The organism is Tenacibaculum discolor (assembly GCF_003664185.1).
GTDB classification, from domain to species: Bacteria; Bacteroidota; Bacteroidia; order Flavobacteriales; family Flavobacteriaceae; genus Polaribacter; species Polaribacter discolor.
Genome location: NZ_RCCS01000004.1, coordinates 498,972 through 519,470 on the forward strand (window position 1 = coordinate 498,972; position 20,499 = coordinate 519,470).

The 20,499-nt window shown below is 31.5% G+C and carries 16 protein-coding genes, 2 tRNA genes and 3 pseudogenes; 3 read left to right on the forward strand and 18 right to left on the reverse strand.

Features of this window, described 5'->3' with window-relative positions; genetic code table 11:
* Positions 1-58 precede the first annotated feature (58 nt).
* From rpsU to C8N27_RS02885, 6 genes are all read right to left on the reverse strand, one after another.
* Complete coding sequence (gene rpsU / locus C8N27_RS02860) at positions 59-253, reverse strand: 30S ribosomal protein S21 (protein WP_099215800.1); 195 nt, start codon at positions 251-253, stop codon at positions 59-61.
* Positions 254-310: 57 nt separating this feature from the next.
* A complete protein-coding gene (locus C8N27_RS02865; protein WP_099215799.1) occupies positions 311-1,174 on the reverse strand; it encodes a sigma-70 family RNA polymerase sigma factor in 864 nt (287 codons plus the stop codon).
* A 1-nt stretch (position 1,175) separates the two neighbouring features.
* Positions 1,176-1,613 (reverse strand): GNAT family N-acetyltransferase, encoded by a 438-nt coding sequence (locus C8N27_RS02870; RefSeq protein WP_164723427.1) that lies wholly within the window; start codon positions 1,611-1,613, stop codon positions 1,176-1,178.
* Between the two features lie 546 nt (positions 1,614-2,159).
* Positions 2,160-4,157, reverse strand: coding sequence for a protein-disulfide reductase DsbD family protein (locus C8N27_RS02875; protein ID WP_121146194.1), 1,998 nt, complete (start codon positions 4,155-4,157; stop codon positions 2,160-2,162).
* Positions 4,158-4,176: 19 nt separating this feature from the next.
* Positions 4,177-4,623 carry a protein-disulfide reductase DsbD domain-containing protein gene (locus C8N27_RS02880; protein ID WP_099215796.1) on the reverse strand — a complete coding sequence of 149 codons (447 nt, stop codon included), beginning with the start codon at positions 4,621-4,623 and terminating at the stop codon, positions 4,177-4,179.
* 144 nt (positions 4,624-4,767) lie between these two features.
* Positions 4,768-4,840: transfer RNA gene (locus tag C8N27_RS02885), tRNA-Met, on the reverse strand.
* A gap of 883 nt (positions 4,841-5,723) precedes the next feature.
* On the opposite strand from C8N27_RS02885, the gene C8N27_RS02890 reads away from it, so the two are divergent.
* On the forward strand, positions 5,724-6,698 hold the full coding sequence (locus tag C8N27_RS02890; RefSeq protein WP_121146195.1) for an IS3 family transposase: 975 nt from the start codon (positions 5,724-5,726) through the stop codon (positions 6,696-6,698).
* Between the two features lie 266 nt (positions 6,699-6,964).
* Here the strand turns inward: C8N27_RS02890 and C8N27_RS02895 are convergent, their stop codons facing one another.
* The 4 genes and pseudogenes from C8N27_RS02895 to C8N27_RS16190 all read right to left on the reverse strand — a co-directional run.
* Positions 6,965-8,926: an OmpA family protein gene (locus C8N27_RS02895; RefSeq protein WP_121146196.1), complete on the reverse strand. Its 1,962-nt coding sequence runs from the start codon at positions 8,924-8,926 to the stop codon at positions 6,965-6,967.
* A gap of 11 nt (positions 8,927-8,937) precedes the next feature.
* Complete coding sequence (locus tag C8N27_RS02900; RefSeq protein WP_121146197.1) at positions 8,938-9,858, reverse strand: PorP/SprF family type IX secretion system membrane protein; 921 nt, start codon at positions 9,856-9,858, stop codon at positions 8,938-8,940.
* Positions 9,859-9,867: 9 nt separating this feature from the next.
* On the reverse strand, positions 9,868-12,738 hold the full coding sequence (locus C8N27_RS02905) for a choice-of-anchor L domain-containing protein (protein WP_121146198.1): 2,871 nt from the start codon (positions 12,736-12,738) through the stop codon (positions 9,868-9,870).
* 399 nt (positions 12,739-13,137) lie between these two features.
* A pseudogene (locus C8N27_RS16190) lies at positions 13,138-13,335 on the reverse strand (transposase); the annotation flags it as partial.
* A gap of 88 nt (positions 13,336-13,423) precedes the next feature.
* Here C8N27_RS16190 and C8N27_RS02915 point away from each other — a divergent pair.
* Positions 13,424-13,910: pseudogene (locus tag C8N27_RS02915) on the forward strand (integrase core domain-containing protein); the annotation flags it as partial.
* Positions 13,911-14,012: 102 nt separating this feature from the next.
* Here C8N27_RS02915 and C8N27_RS02920 read toward each other — a convergent pair.
* From C8N27_RS02920 to C8N27_RS02950, 7 genes are all read right to left on the reverse strand, one after another.
* The gene (locus tag C8N27_RS02920) at positions 14,013-14,444 is read right to left on the reverse strand and encodes a hypothetical protein (RefSeq protein WP_121146200.1); all 432 of its coding nucleotides are present in this window, start codon (positions 14,442-14,444) and stop codon (positions 14,013-14,015) included.
* Positions 14,445-15,037: 593 nt separating this feature from the next.
* The gene (locus tag C8N27_RS02925) at positions 15,038-15,244 is read right to left on the reverse strand and encodes a hypothetical protein (RefSeq protein WP_121146201.1); all 207 of its coding nucleotides are present in this window, start codon (positions 15,242-15,244) and stop codon (positions 15,038-15,040) included.
* A gap of 30 nt (positions 15,245-15,274) precedes the next feature.
* A complete protein-coding gene (locus tag C8N27_RS02930) occupies positions 15,275-16,186 on the reverse strand; it encodes an IS1595 family transposase (RefSeq protein ID WP_164506662.1) in 912 nt (303 codons plus the stop codon).
* A 410-nt stretch (positions 16,187-16,596) separates the two neighbouring features.
* Positions 16,597-17,004 (reverse strand): hypothetical protein, encoded by a 408-nt coding sequence (locus tag C8N27_RS02935; RefSeq protein WP_121146203.1) that lies wholly within the window; start codon positions 17,002-17,004, stop codon positions 16,597-16,599.
* A gap of 112 nt (positions 17,005-17,116) precedes the next feature.
* Positions 17,117-17,302: a hypothetical protein gene (locus C8N27_RS02940; RefSeq protein WP_121146204.1), complete on the reverse strand. Its 186-nt coding sequence runs from the start codon at positions 17,300-17,302 to the stop codon at positions 17,117-17,119.
* Between the two features lie 138 nt (positions 17,303-17,440).
* On the reverse strand, positions 17,441-18,754 hold the full coding sequence (locus C8N27_RS02945) for a tyrosine-type recombinase/integrase (RefSeq protein WP_244174704.1): 1,314 nt from the start codon (positions 18,752-18,754) through the stop codon (positions 17,441-17,443).
* A gap of 109 nt (positions 18,755-18,863) precedes the next feature.
* A tRNA-Met gene (locus C8N27_RS02950) sits at positions 18,864-18,936 on the reverse strand.
* Positions 18,937-19,066: 130 nt separating this feature from the next.
* Between C8N27_RS02950 and era the strand changes: the two are divergent.
* A pseudogene (era, locus tag C8N27_RS02955) lies at positions 19,067-19,957 on the forward strand (GTPase Era); the annotation flags it as partial.
* Here era and C8N27_RS02960 read toward each other — a convergent pair.
* Complete coding sequence (locus tag C8N27_RS02960; RefSeq protein WP_121146207.1) at positions 19,954-20,466, reverse strand: ABC transporter ATP-binding protein; 513 nt, start codon at positions 20,464-20,466, stop codon at positions 19,954-19,956. The pseudogene era and the gene C8N27_RS02960 sit on opposite strands and share 4 nt — an antisense overlap.
* Positions 20,467-20,499: the final 33 nt, after the last annotated feature.

The following is a 20,499-nucleotide window of genomic DNA, read 5'->3' on the forward strand; positions in this document are numbered from 1 at the left end:
GCATAAAAACCAGATATATCACAAATATTAATAGATCAATAAAATGTATATCCATATCTTATTTTTCCTGCTCTAATAAAAACTGCTCTTTGTATTGAGCTTTTTTTAATTGCTCTCTTCTGCTTACAGATGGTTTTGTATATTCTTTTCTTTCTCTAATTTCTTGTAATACTTTTGTATTCCTATATTTTCTTCTGTAGCGTTTAATTGCTCTGTCGATATTTTCACCTTCCTTTACTTGTATTATCAACATATTAATATACTTTTAAAATTATTATTTCTCTTTTAATCCGATTGAACAAAGTCGAAACTATCCTAAATAAGTCTGTAACACTTTGGTTCTCGATCTTTGTTTAAGTCTTCTAATTCCTTTTTCTTTAATTTGACGTACACGTTCTCTTGTTAAATCAAAAGTTTCTCCTATTTCAGTTAAACTCATAGGTCGGTAGTTTTCTAAACCATAAAATAACTTTATAATATCCGACTCTCTTGGAGATAAGGTTTCTAAGCTCCTACTAATTTCTAATTGCAAAGATTCTTGCATTAAATCCTTATCTGGCTTAGGCGCTTCTGAAGCTCTTATAACATCATATAAATTTGATGTTTCTCCTTCTTTTAAAGGGGCGTCCATAGAAATATGCCTTCCTGAGTTTTTCATTGACTGTTTTACGTCTGAAACTGTCATATCTAAAACTTTGGCAATTTCTTCTGGTGTTGGCATACGTTCATTACTTTGTTCAAGTTTAGAAACTGCCTTGTTAATTTTACTTATGCTTCCTATTTTGTTTAATGGCAAACGAACTACACGAGATTGTTCTGCCAAAGCTTGTAAAATAGACTGACGTATCCACCAAACTGCATACGATATAAATTTAAACCCACGTGTTTCATCAAAACGTCTTGCTGCTTTAACCAGTCCTATATTCCCTTCATTTATTAAGTCAGAAAGTCGTAACCCTTGGTTTTGGTATTGCTTTGCTACCGATACAACAAAACGTAAATTAGCATTCACCAAAGTTTCTAATGCTCGTTGGTCTCCTGCTTTGATTTTTTGAGCTAATTCAACCTCTTCATCTGCAGTAATCAAATCAATCTTACCAATTTCTTGTAAGTACTTCTCAATAGATTTTGATTCTCTATTGGTAACTTGTTTTATTATTTTTAACTGTCTCATATTATCTCTTTAGTCTCATTTCTAAATACGGTGTGGTAAATCCTAGCTTTTCGTATAAAAACTTAGCTGGATTGTCTTTTTCTACGTGTAAAGCAATATCTCCTTTACAGTTTTCAATAGCATGTGTCATTATCTTTCTCCCAATTCCTTTTCCTCTATACTCATTATGGGTGGCTATATACACTAAAATATTTTCTGGGATATATTCATCCATTCCTGTTTTATTAATTACCACTGCTCCTACAATTTCACCTTTATCTTCTATCGTAAAAACATACCCGCCTAATCCTGTTCGTTCTTTTGCTGCATAATCTATAGCTTTACGAATCGCTGATTTTTCATCTCCATATTTCTCAAGGTGTTTGTATAAAAAGTTGGTTACTCTTTCTATTTCTAAAGGGGTTATACGATTAAATGCATCGTAAGTTTTTATTGTCATAATTTTATTTTTATAAAAAAGAATAGGTATGTAATAATTATAAGTTTCTTTTAGTTCTTTTTCTATTGAAACTTAAATAGCAGTAAAAACAAAACCTATTTTTTGGTATTTGTCTTTTAATGCAGAATACTTTTTTTCGAAAAGTGTACGGTTATCTATAAATCGATATTCGTAAGGTCAAAAAAAACATTTTATAAATCTATTATTTATTGGTAAATAGCTCTACAAAGTGTTTTTAAATATATTAGAGAGTCTTCCCTCAAAAAGAGAAGCTATTATAAACTTAATTTAGAACCCTGGTGGGATAAATTTGTCCGATTGGTTGCGGAACACAAGGTAGTTGAATGTAAAAACTCGTTGATTTTTTTTCTCGTGTGTAGTATCTACCATATCGTACAAAGGTACGAATTTTATGGATAATTTCAAAACAGCTACTGTAAAAGAACCCCTTACATTATTTTGTTCTATTCTAACAAAACTTAACTTAACAAAAAAGCACCTTAGATTTTTTCTAAAGTGCTTTTTGTTTACAATATGATTTTTTAATTACTTTTTAAAATTGGTAATTCCATTTTCAAGCCAATTGTAGTACTCGTCCACATCTGGTGTGTAAGCTATCGGATCAATTATATTTGATTCATCGTGATTCATTAACACATAAAATGGTTGTGAATTTGCTTTATATTTAATGGTTTGCATTTCACTCCATTTTTGACCAATATATTTTAATTTCTTTCCAGGATTTAACTTAGATTCAACCACTTCATCTTCTTCTAATGGTCTTTTGTCGTCTACATATAAAGAAATTAACACTACTTTGTTTTTTAGCACGTCTAAAACTTTTGATTTTACCCAAACGTTTTGCTCCATTTTTCTACAGTTTACACAAGCATGTCCTGTAAAATCTAACATTACTGGCTTTCCTACTTTTTTAGCATAAGCCAACCCTTTATCATAATCATGAAACGACATAATATCATGTGGAGGCATTAAGTGTGCTCCTTCAGGCAAACTCTCATGTCCACTTTCTTGATCTCCTGAACTTACAATTGCTTGTTTAGTAAACCCTACCCCATAAGGTGATTCACTATAATGTTGTGGTGGTGGAAAAGCACTAATTAAGTTTAATGGTGCTCCCCATAATCCTGGAACCATATAAATAGTAAAAGACAATACTACCAACCCTAAGCTTAATCTTCCAACCGAAATATGATTGATTGGGCTATCATGTGGTAATTGTATTTTTCCGAATAAGTAAAATGCTAAAGCTCCAAAAATAGCTATCCAAATAGCAATAAACACTTCTCTTTCTAGTAAATGTAATTGTAATACTAAATCTGCATTTGATAAAAATTTAAACGCTAAAGCTAATTCTAAGAATCCTAAAACTACTTTTACAGTATTTAACCATCCTCCTGATTTTGGTAATGAATTTAACCACCCTGGAAAAGCTGCAAACAACGCAAAAGGTAAAGCTATAGCTGAAGAGAACCCTAACATTCCTATAATTGGAGCTACTCCTCCTTTTGAGGCTGCTTCTACTAATAGAGTTCCTACAATTGGCCCAGTACAAGAAAAAGACACAATTGCTAAGGCTAAAGCCATAAAAAAGATTCCGATTAATCCTCCTCTATCTGCTTGTGAATCTACTTTAGTCGCCCAAGAACTTGGTAAAGTAATTTCAAAAGCACCTAAGAAAGACACAGCAAAGATCACCAAGATTAAAAAGAAGATTAAATTAAACCAAACATTCGTTGATAATGCGTTTAAAGCATCTGCTCCAAAAAGAAAAGATACTCCAGAACCTAACAATACATAGATTACAACAATGCATAATCCATAAATAATAGCATTTCTTATTCCTTGTGATTTACTTTTACTCTGTTTCGTAAAAAAGCTTACCGTCATTGGTATCATAGGAAACACACATGGCGTTAACAATGCAGCAAATCCTGATAAAAAGGCTATGAAGAAAATAGTCCATAAACCTTTTTTTTCTTCTTTTTTGGTTTCTTTTAAAGCTACTTTATCTGTTGTTTTTGTTTCTTTTGTAGTGTTTGTAGAAGCATTAACCTTCGTAGTCTTTGTTAAATCAAATACTAAGTCTATTTCTTTTGGAGGTAAACACATCTCATCGGTACAAGCTATAAACTCTACAAAAGCGTTAATTTGTTTTACACTAGCATCTACTAACTCTATTTCTTGTTTAAAAACGGCTTTGTGTGCAAAGGATTTAATATTCATTCCTTCTTCTCCAAAAAGTGTTGTAAACTTAATTTCTCCTTTAGGCTCTGTAGTATTTCCTACAATTTTAATTTTTCCTCCGTCATCATCATACGTAAAAGTTGTTGGAATAGGTCCTCCACTAGGAACTTCTTGTGCATACAAGTGCCAACTTCCTTGAATTGTTGCTGTACTAACTAGGTTATAATTTGTTTCAGAAACTTTCTCTACACTCGTTTTCCATTCAATTGGATTATGAATTTGGCTCATTGCCGAAAACCCAACAATAAAACAAAGCAAAAATGCTAGTATTCTTTTCATCATATCAGGGGAAAAAGGATTAGTTTACATTAAAAGTCAATTCTACTTCTTTTGGCGGCAGGCAATTCATTCCTGTACATACCATATACTCTACTACTCCTTTAACAGTAAACTTCTCTGTCGTTTTTAAACGAATTCTCTGAGTAAAAGTAGCTTTAGTGTCGAAATACTTTATTTTCATTTCAAAAACTGGATCATTTACTATATGTCCTGCTTCTTCTTTGGTATTTCCTTTTTTCAAGTATTTGGTATCTCCTTCAAAAGTAAATAAAGTTGGAATTGGTCCTCCTTCTGGAATCTCTTGAGAATACAAGTGCCAATCTTTTTGAATCGTTGCAGTAGCTACTAACTCAGCTTCTTTATCTGATATCTTTTTTACAGAAGTACTCCACTTTACTGGATCATGTACTTGAGCAAATGTAGATGCACAAACTGTCAATAATAGAATTAAAAATATTTTTTTCATTGTTTTTATTTAGTTGCGTTATCTTAAATCTGTAAATGTAATGCCTTTATTTGCTAAAAAACAAAAGATTAAAAAAAGTTTAACATTAGCCAAATAGGGTTAAAACAAAAAAGGCTTTCAATTTAATTGAAAGCCTTTGCTTAGTAGCGGGAACTGGACTCGAACCAGTGACCTTCGGGTTATGAGCCCGACGAGCTACCTACTGCTCTATCCCGCGATTTGCGATTGCAAAGATACGTCTTTTTCTTTGTTCTATCCAAATAAAAAGTTAATAATCCTTATTTTGATTCTAAAATTGGAACTACACCCTAATAAACTAAACAGAAATATCAACATTACTCAACAAATACACCCCTAAAGCATCAGGGAACTACAACACAGGTATAAAAAACATTTACTTATGAAATATAATAAAGGATGTTTATGGATAAGTTATGCTAAAATAATAGAAGAAGACATCAATAAAATTTAGAAGAACACATCCTAATAGAAAAAATAAAGATGATTTTAATATTTCTAAATACAAAAAAAGGCTTTCAATTAAATTGAAAGCCTTTGCTTAGTAGCGGGAACTGGACTCGAACCAGTGACCTTCGGGTTATGAGTTCGAAGAATCACCTTTTTTTCACGCTTTTTCTATGTAAAAAATTGTAAACTGTTTACGAAACCGTTTACGGTAAATTAAACAATTAACTGCACCCCAATATAGAAATTTCCATACATTATTTTTAATAAAAAGTATAAAAATTATTTTATTTTCGCCAGCCTTTAAATGTTATGAAAAATGTATAAGCGAAATTATCATCCATTGATGATAGTATTATACGCTATCGGAATACCTGACAATCAACAAATTACTCAAATCCCCAAGACCACTAAACATAATTGAAATCAGTTTGCACATGAGCATTACTATGGAAGTGATTGGGTTCATACTTGTGAAAATCAGTTTGATACTATCAAAGATGTTTTTGCTTCTAAGTTTTTATTTAAAGCTATGCGTTTTTTATCGAAACTAGAAAAGGGTATTTACACATGCTAGGAGAATTTTCACAAAATAAAAACTATTAAAACTACATACTTCAAAAATTGTTGCTTCTGTGCAACATTTGGCTTCTTTATCAAAAATATCAGTAGCTACTGCTTGTAAATATTATGGGATTTCTAAAGATTGGTATTATCAAGAAAAAAGAAAAATTATTTGTAGCCTAAACCCCTTAAAAAAATGTTATAAACAATACCCCAATCAACTAACGATACAAGAAATAATTACTATTGAACAATTAATTAAAGACTCTATCCATTTTGGAAAAACTAAAACCACTTTATACTATTACGCTCTTAAAAACAATCTTATTTCCTGCGGAAAATCTACCTTTTTCAAATATACTGCTGCTTTAGGATATCAAAAGATAAAACGATTCAAACAACCCATTAAAAAAGGGTTTAGAGCAACTAGAACTTTTCAATGGTTGCATGTAGATATTACCAATGTTACTACTATTGAAGATGGCATACAAAAAGTTGCCTTTGTAAAAGATAATTTTTCTAAAGCTATTTTGCATGTAGCTTCTAGAGATGGAAAAGCAGGAAGCAGGTTTATTAAAAACCTTTTTCAAGAGACTTTTACAAAGTATGATTTACTCAACACTACTAAACCTATTAGTATTTTGTCTGATAGAGGCTCTGAAAATAAAGGAAAACTTCTAACTTGGATTAATAGCATAAAAGCCCCTCCACTTATTACTAAAATTACTGCTAGGACAAAAGAATTTCCATTTTCTAATTCAATGGCTGAAAGCACGCATAGCATTTATAAAACCGAGTTTCTCCACGGAAAACATTCTTTAAATCAACAAATACATTTGCTCGATTTACAGCGTTTTATAGAATATTATAATCATCACAGATATCTAACCGAATTGTATGGATATACTCCTATGGAAATCATTCAAGGTAAAACTCCAAATAAAGACCTTTATAAGCAACAAATACAACTTGCTAGAAAAAAAAGAACACTAAATAATCAAGAATTTAACAATTGTAGTATAAAAGTGTCTTGTATAGCACAATAGAAACCAGAAAATACAGGATAACTACCACAAATAATTTTTGTAGCAACAAAATTTTAAATCTAAAATAACCTCTACTTTACAATTAAAAGTAGAGGTTATTTTGTTAAGCCGTAATTAACTGGTAATCAAAACATATCAATTAAGTGTTCCAATATTCGAACCCTTTTGTTGTGGTTTTTAATAAAAAGTGCACTACGGTAATTTTATATTTAATTCTTGCCACTAACTTACAAAAAAGCTATACAATATGTATAGCTTTTTAAAAATTATTCCTTTTTTTGATTAGTTACTTTAACATTGTCTCCTCTTTTTACGATATAAAAATAAGATCTTCTATTTTTTTGATGTTCTTCTTCAGTACATTTACTTTGATTTGAATCATCGCAATCATTCAGTAGTTTATCTTCACCATAACCAATAGCACTTTCAATTCTATCAGCATTAATTCCTCTTGAAATTATATAATCTCTGGTAGATTTTGCTCTGTTACTGGATAAGGTTTTATTGTATTCTTTGGTACCCCTACTATCTGTATGAGATTCTATTTTGATAATTAAATCTGGATTGTTATTTAAAACCGAAACAATATGTTCCAATTCATATTCTGCATCTTCTCGAATATTATGCAAATCGAAATCAAAATAAATTGGATTGATTACTATTTGATCTTCTACTATCAAAGATTCTAATTCAATGTTCTCAACCACTGTTTCTTTATTTATATCCAATGTTTTGGTATCCTTTTTTGCATTCCTGTAGTTTTCTTTTGAAACTACTACTACAAAGTTCTTCTCACAATCTATCTTTTTAAACAAATATTCTCCCGCTCTTCCTGTTCTTTGTTCTTCTATAGGCTCTCCCTTTGAATTCATTAATTGAACCAACACCTCTGAAATTGGTTCTCCTGTTCTAGAGTCTGAAACTATTCCTTTTATATCTTCTTTACAATTGTAGATTGTAAAACTATAAATATCATCATCGCCTTTCCCTCCTTTTCTATTGGATGAGAAAAAACCATAGGTATGCTCATCGTTAATTACAAAAGCAAAATCATCAAAAGGTCCGTTAACAGGACTTCCTAAGTTTACCGGTGATGTAAACTCATTGTTCTCTTTCTTAGACTCAAAAACATCTAAGGCTCCCAATCCTAAATGACCATCTGATGCAAAAAACAAAGTTCCATCATTACCTATAAATGGAAACATTTCTCTTCCTTCTGTATTGATTTTCTTACCTAAGTTCACTGGCTCCCCGAAAGTATTATCTCCTAAAACATCAGCCTTATAAATATCCGTTCCTCCATAACCATTTGCCATATCAGACACAAAATATAATGTTCTTTCATCTGGGCTTAAAGCAGGATGTCCACAGGAATAATCTTCACTATTAAATGGTAATTCTTGTATATTCCCCCAAACATCTCCTATTCTTTCTACTGAATAAATCTTAAGATGAGAAACCCGGTCTTTATCTCCTTGCAGTCGTTTTCCATCAAAATTATCTCTTGTGAAATATGCTTTTTTCCTATCTTTGGTTATAACTAAATTAGATTCATGATACTTGGAACTCAACTCATTTATCATGTTAGCTTCTTCAACTTCTAAAACTTTATTTTCCTTGACTGCTTTCTTTTCTGTTTTATAGATATTTAAAAATGGTTGTCTATTCCACCTATATAACTTCTTGTCTTTTTCTGACTTTGGTTTTGCTGAAGCGAAGTAAAAATCATTCTTATAAAGAAATCCTCCAAAATCAGAATATTTAGTATTCGATGAAATGTTATGAATATTTATGTACGTCTTTGGCTTGTTAGAATATTCAACAAAGTAATCTTCATTTTTTTCTAAAGCTTCTGCTCTACTGTCATTTCCCAAATCTTTTAGTCTAAGTAACCATTTGTCTGATTCTTTTACTTTTCCATTAGTCTTTAAAACTTGTGAATATCGAAAAATATGCTTTGGTGAAGCAACAGACATGTAAGAATTCATAAGCTTGTTATAGTATTTCTCTGCTAAATCAAACTCAAAGTTAAAGTAATGTGAATCGCCTAGTCTGCTCAATACTAAATAGGAATCATCTCCTTTTTCATAAATTACTTTATACAACTCCGTTGACTTTTTATACGCAAATTCATTAAAATATCTATCTGCAGCATACTTACGTTGCCCAAATGTAACTGTTGTAAATAGTATGCATATCAATATTTGTAGTGGTATTGTTCTTCTCATTTTTACTTTTTTTAAAAGAATCTTGGAGATTTAGTTGCTAACTCTCGGAATATCTCCCATTTTATCATTAATTCATAGGTACCTGAGTTGTAGTTACTATAATTTGAAGTGGTCAAATCATAAGCAAACCCAATATGTAAATTTTCGGTAGCCTGTAACCCAAGTAAAGCACTAATGGAGTCATCCCATCTCCAAGCTGCTCCTGCTGTAAATTTTTGGTTGAATAAAAAATTGGCAGACACATCTAGTGATAAAGGAGCACCACTTACAATTTTTGTTAAAAAAGCAGGCTTAAACTTGATACTCTCATTTAAATCAAAGACATATCCACCTATAAAGAAAAAGTGCATTCTTTCTTCTGCTACATCTCCGCCACTATTCGCATCATCATAATGCTCCGTTCTTATGATATTAGGAACTGCTCCTCCTAAATACCAATTATCAGTGTAGTAATAAATTCCCGCTCCAATAGTTGGTAAAAATCGATTGATATTCCCTTGTAACCTTTTATCTTCCCTATCTTGAATCAATCCTCTACTCCAGTCTACATTTAAATGTCTTCCACCTAATTTCAATCCAAATGATAAATTCCCTTCATCACTAGTTCTTACTCTATAAGAAGCATTAATATCTAAAAAAATCTCTCTTGCTGGTCCAATTCTATCATTGGTAAGGTTTACTCCTAATCCAACTCCGCTATAACCAAGCGGAGCATCATAACTTAAGGTTTGTGTATCTGGGGCTCCATCAACTCCAACCCATTGTGTTCTTCCTAATAAATTTATTATGGTATGTCCACTAGAACCAGCATATGCAGGGTTAACACTCATTGTATTATACATGTATTGTGTATACTGTGGATCTTGTTGTGCATTGATATTTAATCCGCTAAATATCAATGCTACTATTGTATATATATATCTTAATTTCATATTATTTTTTTATCTGTTAATATATAACCATCCTACTTTAGGTTTAGACCCGTCTCCGAGATCAATGACATAATAATAAGTTCCTGAAGGTAATTTTTCATCAACATTTATATTCGCTCTTCCGTTTGAAATACCTCTAAAAGCAACGTCTTCATTATTATAGCCTGATGCTTTGTAAACAGTATTACCCCATCTATTAAATATTTCAACTGAATTGTTTTGATATTCCAGACTGTCAATACAAGAAATATAGAATACATCATTATCTCCATCTCCATCTGGAGTTAAAATATTGTACGGAGTTCCACAAGGGTTGGTATCTGAATCTAAATAATCTGGAATACCATTTCCATTTGTATCTAAAGCATCATTTGTTGTTGGATCTCCATCTCCTGGACCTTCATCCATGGTATCAATTCCGTCATTATCATCATCGGTATCTTGATAATCTGGAATTCCATCTCCATCAGAATCAGGAATATCAACTGGATCTCCTCCATTGTCTGGATCATAAGAATCGTCTATTCCATCTCCATCGGTATCATTTCCAGAAGGAAGTACATCTGGAATTCCATCTCCGTTATCATCATTTCCTTCTATTACGTCTGGTACTCCATCATTATCACTATCAGAATCTAAACTATCTGGAATTCCGTCTCCGTCAGTATCAACAGATCCATCTCCTTCATCAACATCTAAAATTCCATCGTTATCATCATCTAAATCTAAGGCATCTACAATTCCATCTCCGTCGTTATCTGGTTCTACAATTACAATTGCTTCTGCAGTATCACAATTACCAGGATTTAAGACCTCACATATTTGATACTGAATAACATAAACCCCTTCCTGTGTATTTGCTGGAACAATCAAATTACCTTCTGCATCTATTGTAACACCAATTAAGCCTCCATCATCAACTACATTTATAATAATATCACTATCATTAACTAATATTCCATTTAATGTATCATTCACTGTTAAATCTCCTGCAACCCCTCCTGTAAATCCATTTACATTTGACAAATTAATTGGGGTTAAGTCATCCGTTGCAATTATTGGCGCCCCCGTTACCTCTACTACAGAAGTTACTGTATCACAATTAGTAGGATTGTTTACCTCACAAATTGTATACTCTACATTATAACTTCCCGCTGGTGTATTTGCCGCCACTGTTACTGTTCCATCCGAATTTAATGTCAATCCTGTTGGAACTGTTACTGGTGTTACTGTTACATCTCCTGGGTTTGTACCTACTGTTACTGGTGACCCATTTAATGTATCATTCGCTGTTAATGCAGAAGTTGTTCCTCCTGGTAATCCATTCACTGGTGTAGTAGTCTCTGTTACCGCATCTATAACCGGTGCACTTACCTCTACTACAGAAGTTACTGTATCACAATTAGTAGGATTGTTTACCTCACAAATTGTATACTCTACATTATAACTTCCCGCTGGTGTATTTGCCGCCACTGTTACTGTTCCATCCGAATTTAATGTCAATCCTGTTGGAACTGTTACTGGTGTTACTGTTACATCTCCTGGGTTTGTACCTACTGTTACTGGTGACCCATTTAATGTATCATTCGCTGTTAATGCAGAAGTTGTTCCTCCTGGTAATCCATTCACTGGTGTAGTAGTCTCTGTTACCGCATCTATAACCGGTAAAACTGAAACCAATACTGAAGAAGAACTACAGTTAGTAGGTGAAGGTTTACAAACATTATAAACTAAAGTATAATCCCCTACAGGAGTTCCAGGAGCTACGATTACCTCCCCAGTAGCTGTATTAAGAGAAACACCTGCGTTAGTAGAGCTAATCTGAGCTAATTCTACATTACTAACTGAAGGATTTACCACCCCTCCAACTGTATCATTTAACAAAACATTAGTTACTGCAACTCCTCCCAAGGTAGTAGTAGAACCAGAATCGTTACTTGTTGTTATTATAGGTAATCCTCCAACACTAGAGATAAAAACCCCAGAATCATAAGTAGCATCACCAACGTCAGCAATAGCTATTTTCATGTGATAAGTAACTCCTACAATCAAATTAATCACCGCAGAAAACTTTTGTGTTATACCGTTAAACTCAACATGAATAGGCTTAGTTCCTGTATTGGTACTACAAGTACTTCCATCACCTGTATGCCCATTATTAATATATAATGCTGTTTGTGTTAAATCAGCAGCGGTTCCATCTTGGTTACATCCTCTAAAACCTCCATTGATGTTATTTATTGACACAGAATTAGTAGTACCAGGAACTAAAGCTAAATTTAGGGAAGGTTCCTCTAAACCATCATAAAGCCCATTACTATTCAAATCCACTCCATTAGGTATTGATGGATCCGAACCTGAAGGATCTGAAACAAAAAAACCAAACACATCATTAAACCTAGAACCTACATAATCAGGATATTCATCTGAGCCAAATTGATATTCAACCAACACTCCAGAATAATTTGGTTGTGCAACAAAATCAAACTCAAATATTACAACGTCATTATTAGCAGTATTATCAATATTAATTACATCAATATCATTATAAGATATTCCTAAATTATCAGAGTTAGCTGTCAAATTGTTAGTAGAAAAAGCATTTGTAATAGTCGAAGTTGTAAATGCTACTCCAGTATCTAATTCCAAAGCTGCTCCTGCAGTACCATTTGAAAAAACACCTAACTGACTTGAAATACCAGAAGTTATAGTAGGATTACTTATTATTATACCTGCTGTTTGTAATTGAGCAGCAATATCATTTGCTGTAGGATTACTTGTCACTGTCGCTTGAGAAAAAGAATTTTCTTTGTAAAAGAAGATTAAAATAAAAAACAACAGACATCTTATTTGTTTTTTAAAAAAGTACTTTTTATTCATACATTACACTTTATAGTTAATTGATCTTTTTTAATTTTGTAGACACAAAATTAAAAAATAAGTCACAGAACATAATTTCTTAACCATAAGATTATCTTAATATTTATAAATTAATCTTATATCTATAAATATTTAAATTCTTATGTATCTCTAACAAAAAATGGTATCCTTATATCACTACGAATACCATAATTTTGCATAATATAAAACGTCCCCCATATTTTTTCACTGTGTTTACAAATCTAAAATAGAAAACAAAACCATCAAAAACAACACATTACTAAAAAATCTTCTTTATTTTTTGCCTATCTCAAAAAAAACACATATTCCAATATTAAAAAAAGCCGTTCACATCTTTTCCAAGAGCGATGGGAACAGCTTTTTTTAATATCTCAAGCTCTAGTTCTTTTCTTTAAGTTCTTTGCGTAATTGTTTTACTTCCAATGAGTCTGGTAATGGCTTTGTACTAACCTTTGAAACTGGGTTTGATTTTTGACCAGCCCTCCATTTATAAATACGTTGCACCTGAATTCCTAGCTCATCTGCTAATTCTTTAATATTTTCTCGCTGATAATTTAATCGGACTGCTTCAGATTTAAATTCAGTACTTTAAATTCGTTCATTATTTAAGATATTTATTTTTGATTAAACAGTCTTAAAAACCTGTCCGGGTAAATGTAGTAGCTCCAAAACACGCTTTAGAGCTTTTAACATAATTGATGATTTTAACAGAGAGGTATTACATATAGAGATACATTTTTTTTACCCAGCAATCGTATTGTATGGGTGCTTAATCACCTTATTAATAAAAAAGGGAAGCCTAAAAAAATAAAAATGGATAATGCCCCAGAGTTTATTCCCAAAATAACCGAAAACTGGAGCAAGATACATACTATAGAATTCAAGTACATACAGCTAGGAAAACCTACTCAAAATGCATTTATAAAAGGTTCAACGGTAGTTATCTAAGAGGCGTACTTGATAAATATATTTTTGAAAACCTAGAACAAGTAAGAGAACAAACATAAATATGGATAGAAGATTATAACAATTACAGACCGCATGATGCTTTAGGTAAAATGCCACCTGTAAGATTTGCAAAACTTAATTCTTTTGGGGCTAGCTCCAAAAGAATGAAAAACAATAGCTTTATAGAAATTTTAGAAAAATAAGCAGTTCTAATTAGAGGAAGCTTACAATATCCTATACTTATTCTTAAACTTGATTTCAATTAACAATGGTGATTATATAGTTTAAAAACCTTGGGATTTAACTCAAGGTTTCTTTGTATACAAAACTCTTCTTTCTTTTCCATTATTCCTAACCATTACCGCTTTTTCTCCTTCTGTTATAACTAATGTCCAATAGCTAAATGTTCTTCCTCCTTTACTTCTAAGTTCAGCAACATAAGAACCCTTATCCTCTTCCAGTTCCTTAAAACTTAATATTGTATAATAATACTTGATTTTTCCACCCTCTAAACCAAAAACAATTAAATTCTCTCCAGTTCTTCTATACTCTACAACTTGTAAAAAACAATCTTTAGCTTTTTGCTTGGTTATCCAATTGATGTTTTTGTAGTTTACAAAGGTGTTTGTTTGATATTCTGCATATTCATATTTCCAATCTCCAAATTCATCTTTTTTGTTTTGAGATAATGCTACGGTTGAGCAAATAAGAACAAAAATTATCAATCCTTTTTTCATTTTTAAAGTTATTAGAAGTTATCTGTTCCTAATAACTTTAGTTGTAAAAAAGAAGCGTGGAACAAAGCTAACATTCCATTCTTCTGAGGTACGACCAAGCACCCAACTATCCTAGAAAGTAACTGAGTAACCACGCCAATATGTGGTACACAGAGACTGTTCTATTCTTTGGATAGTTTCTTGAATAATTGGTCGTTTTCAGAATCTAAAGAATATAACTACGCTATATGTAATATTTTCTGTTGTAAATATATGTATTATTTCAGAACATTTTGTATATTAGCAATGAGCTTTTTAGCCCATGGGAATGGTTAAAAAAGCTTAGTCACTAAGGGAATGTGGTTTAAAAAACATTTTCTTAATGAAAGGAAATTAAGAAAAGAACACAAACTGTAAATACCGAAGTTAATCTCATTAGTTATACTTAGGTAAATTAAGAGCAAATAGATACTCTAAACTGTAAATAAAAGAATTGTAAATACCAAAGGTAGTCTCATTAGCTACACTGAGGTAAATTAAGAGCATTATACTCTCTACTGTATTAAAAGGGTTGTCTCCATTTAGACAGCCCTTTTTCTTATTATAACTGTTATTTATGTTGATTTAGGTGGTTTCCCATTTTTAGCATTTGGGACTTTCTTTTGCTTAGGTATTCTATGACCTTCAACCGAAGCTCCTCTCTTGACCTTACTGGTTTGATGTAAATCAATATTTTCTAAAGGTATTGGAATTCCTTTCTTTATATTTTCAATTCGTTCCTTAATGATAGCGTTTCTTCTTTCAATATGTGGTAAAGCCATAATTATAGTTTTCTTTCACTATAACTGAATCTACCATCTCCTGCTTCTGTCTATAGCCATTGCATAAGTCATTCTACCATCAAGACCTTGGGATATGGCTTTTGAGAATCTTTCAGTTTCACTTAATTGTCTTGTATTCCATCTAAACTCAAATTCTTGACAATATCTATAAAGTAAATGTTTACTAGTATTGTGATACACTCCAAATATTCCTCTTTTTAATTGGCTCCAAAAACCCTCAATAGTATTAGTATGCTTGTGGTCTGAAACATATTCATTAGCAGAATGATTTACTACAAAATGGTCTTCAAAAGAATCTTTTAAACCTCTATATACTCTAAACTCATCTGAATAAATCACACTTGTATCTTCGACAAAATGTCTAAGTAAAGCTCTCATTCCTTTTCCAGATAACCTTTTAATATGGATAGTTCTTACTCTACCACCACGTTCTACAAATCCAAAAATGGCAGATTTATCTTTCGTTGAACGCCCTTGAGCATTTCTAACTTTCTTATTGAAGTGTCTATTCTTGTTTTTACCGCCTACATATGTTTCATCAACTTCTACTTGTCCGAAAAGCTTAAAACTTTTGTCTTTCATAGCGTATCTAATTCTGTGCAACATAAACCATGCTGTCTTCTGCGTTACTCCAATATCTTTAGAAAGCTGGATGGAAGATAACCCTTTCTTATGTGAAGAAAATAAATAAAAAGCTACAAACCATTTAACTAAACTTACGTGGGTTTGATGAAATATAGTACCAGTGGTTACAGTAAATTGTTTTTTGCAAGAAGAACACTTGTATTTATTACTTGTTTTCAGATTGTAAATTTTATCGGAATGGTTGCAATGAGGGCAAACTGATTTTTCACCCCACCTTAGGTTAACTAAATATTCCCTGCATTTTTCATCTGTAGGGAACGCTTCTATAAGCTCCACAATGTTGCGGAATTTTAATAATGTTTTCATGATTTTTGATTCTTTAAGCTATTCAAAAGATAAGAAAAATTCATTAGAATAAAACGGAGCTGGATATTATCCAGCTCCTAGCTTAAAGAAATCAAGTGAATCACTACTTGATTCCAATTGACTTTAACAGTCAATCTAATTTAATAAACTTTGAATTAAAAAATTGTTTAAATTGCATAAAAAAGAGGGAGTTGCCGCTCCCTCTAAAAAAACCTTTAATTAAAAACTAAAATACCTATGAAAATATATTTAGTGAATCGTGAAATAATCAAAGGCAATATTTTTAATCTTGTAATAGAAACTTATTCAGATGGTTCTATTAAAGAATATTTAAGTTAATAAACTTTGAATTTTTAAAACAAGGTTTTTAAACTATATAATCACCTTAACAATTGTTGTAGTTCTTGAATTTGAATTAACATCATTTCAACATCTCCTTTTGTAGCAGGTAACGATTTTGGATTGAGTATTTTCTTCATTCCATACACAGCAGTATCTGATAGTAAATTACTAACAACCGTATTCGTCATACTCTTAGTATCAAATACTTTTTCTTCTTTTTTTAATAGGGTGTTGAGTTTAGAATCTAGTTCTTTGGGTACCAGTTGAGTTGTTGTTTGGGGTTTTATAATACCTAATTTATCAGTATTCTTTTTATAGCTACCTGAAACATATTCGTACCGATTTCTTTTATAACATGCCATGGTCCTACAACTTGCGCTACAATACTGTTGATTTCTTCGTTTTCTAATAAAAGCTTCTTTACAATGCTTACAATTTATCTTCATAGTTTATTTTATACTTTTTGAGGCTATAAAACGTTAAATTGAATAAAATTTAACGTTTTGTGAAATAGACAAAAAAAAAGACCAATCTCTCAATAAGTCTTTAATTTAGTTTTTACTTCTTATTAAAAACATTCTTTAGTAAGTATTGAATAGCATCTTCTTTGGTTAAAACAGGTTTCTTTACCTTTTTAATTTGAAGTGTGTTGATGCTAAATTCTTTTTGTAGTAATTCAAACAATGCTTTTTGCTCTTCCCTTGGAAGTGCTTTAGCCACTTGATATACTACTTGTGCGTTCAATATTACTTTTTTGCTTTAAAACTGAATTAAAGCACAATAGTAATAGCTTCTAATATAACCCTGTCACGTTTTGCAAGGACTCAAGAAGATTTGCAAGGTTTTGCTACTTTTTGCAACGATTTGCCAAGTTTCTAAGACCTATTTTATCAATGAAGAATAATCTTGTGGCAATTCTGCATCTATATCTCTTAGATATTTATCTAAGGCTGTAATGGTAGTATGTCCTGTAATCAGCATCAGTTTGCTTTTTGTTTCAAAAGGAGAGTTTGTTTTTCGTAGTTCTCTATATAATTTAGTAATAAAAGTATGTCGAAAACTGTACAAACCATATTCATTTCCTAATTTAAAATAATCTTTGATTTTCTTAAAACGTTTGGTAAAGTAATCTCGTTTGTTACTTTCTTCAATATCCCACGCTCCTCCCATTGCGTTTTGTGTAAATAAAAATGATTTTGCGCTTTTTTGCGTAAGGTCTGGAAGTTGTTTTAGTAATATATCAGGGATAATTTTAATTTTTACAGGACTGTTCTTTGCTTTTACATATAGCTTTTTGTCCTTGACATCAATATCTTCAACCTTCAATCTACACACTTCAATTGGACGTAAAAAGTTGTACGATATAAATTGAATAAATAATAGTAAGTGTTTATCGTTGTCTTCTAAATACTCATAAATATCTTTTTGAAGTTGAGGTGTATAGGTTTTGTTTCTTTTTGGAATTGATTTAAGAACATTTATCTTCTTAACGTAATTTTCTGTAATGAGTTCGTTGTCTTCTAAAATTTGAAATAACGAACTGATGTCTGTTCTTGTGTTATTTCTATTTCTTGCACTTGAGTTTTGCAAAACTTCATTTAGATATTCAATAATCAGTTTTTTATTTAAAGAGTTGATAGACTGTTTTTCATACCCTTTTGTATTTAACCATTTTGAAAAACGATGAATTCGACTCTTATATTTCGTATAAGAATTTTTGTTCATCAATTTTTCTTTTAAACGTAACCCGAGTTCAAAAGCTTTAACAATAGAGATTTCTTCAAACTCTGCTATTGTTTCTGAATTAATTTGCGCTTTTTGCGTTTTTTCTTGCGCTATTTTTGCGTCGACAATAGTAACATCAGAAATAGTATTCTCGTTAGCATCACTAAACAATTGGGCTTCTAATTCCGAATTATCTTGATAAGGATTAAAGCCTGCTTGAAGTAATTTCAACAAGGCTTCTTTCATTGTTTTTAAAAAAGCTATACGTTCCCTTTTTGTCTTTAATTTGTTTACGCCTGCTTTGATGTAAGGTTGACGTTTTAATTTTAAAGTTTCGGGATTTCTGTAAGAATAATATATAAACCAATCTCTACTTAATGCTGTTTTTTGTTCAGATTTCGTCAATTTCGACCACTCTGAAATCAGCACGCCACCAGTGTAAATTTTAGGTTCTGTAAAGTTCAATTTCATCTCAAAAGTGTTTACGGTAGTGTTTACGGCACGTAAAAGTAACAAAGTTAAAGACATAAAAAAACGGATTGTCGTAAACAATCCGTTAGTTTTCAATTCTTTAGCTCTGTAGCGGGAGCAGGACTCGAACCTGCGACCTTCGGGTTATGAGCCCGACGAGCTACCTACTGCTCTATCCCGCGATTTGCGGTTGCAAATATACATTCTTTTTCTGGTTCTACCCAAATAAAAAAGTATTTATTTTTCATATAAATATATTCCCCTAAATAACAAGTACATAAAAATAAATACTTCTTACATAAAACAACCTATCTTTGCAGTATGACACATAAAGCAGGATTTGTAAATATTATTGGAAACCCAAATGTTGGGAAATCTACCTTAATGAATGCACTAGTTGGTGAAAAGCTATCTATTATTACCTCAAAAGCGCAAACTACTAGACATCGTATTTTAGGTATTGTAAATGGAGACGATTATCAAATTATTTTTTCTGACACACCTGGAATCATTAAACCTGCTTATGAGTTGCAAGAATCTATGATGGATTTTGTAAAATCTGCTTTTGATGATGCTGATGTACTTATTTACATGGTAGAGGTTGGTGAAACTGCCTTAAAAAATGAAGCTTTTTTCAATAAAATCATCCACAGTAAAATTCCTGTTATTTTATTATTAAACAAAGTTGACAAATCGACTCAAGAAGAAGTTGAAGCCAAAATTGAATATTGGAAAAAGAAAGTTCCAAACTCATTTGTATATGTAATTTCTGCTCTTGAAAACTTTAATGTAGATACCGTTTTCTATAAAATTATTGAGCTTTTACCAGACTCTCCTCCTTTTTATCCAAAGGATCAGTTAACTGATAAACCTGAACGTTTTTTTGTGAATGAAAAAATTCGTGAAAAAATTCTTCAACACTATAAAAAAGAGATTCCTTATTCTGTAGAAGTTGAAACTGAAAGTTTTGTTGAAGAAGATAATATTATAAAAATCCGTTCTGTTATCATGGTAGAACGTGAAACACAAAAAGGAATTATCATTGGTCATAAAGGAAGCGCAATTAAACGTGTTGGAACTGAAGCTCGTAAAGATCTTCAACAATTTTTTGACAAAAAAGTATTTTTAGACTTATATGTAAAAATCAATAAAAACTGGCGTTCTAATGAACGTCAATTAAAACGCTTTGGATATAAAGATTAACTTTTTTTAATTGTTTGTAATAACTGTTTGGTATACTCTTTCAGTTCATCCATTTGTTTTTTTCCTGTTGATTTTCCTAAGCTACCTACTAAGTACAGTGCAACCCAAACAATGGGTAAAACAACCAACATTACTATAGGCAACATGGTGATTTTTTTTAACGACCAATTGCTATATGCTATGATCGCAAAAATCACAAAAGCCGTTCCTACCAAAAAGTGCAAAAACATAAAAAAAGTCCAAACTTGTGGTTTTGGACCAAACAATCCTTTTATGTTTGACGAAGTCTCTGAAACTTCCTCTATTTCAATGTGTAGCTGTGGTGACCATAAATGTGATTCTTTGTCTGGCACATCAATCACTACGTGATTATCTACAACCTTCATTTTATACTTAGAAACATCGTTTAAGTGCTTCTTTATTTCTTCTAATAAAACCTGAGAACTTATCTCATATTCTAATTGAAAACGAGGTTTTAAAAAAATCTGATTATATAATTTATCATCCATTAAATAAAAGATTAGGAGCCAACAATATAGCAA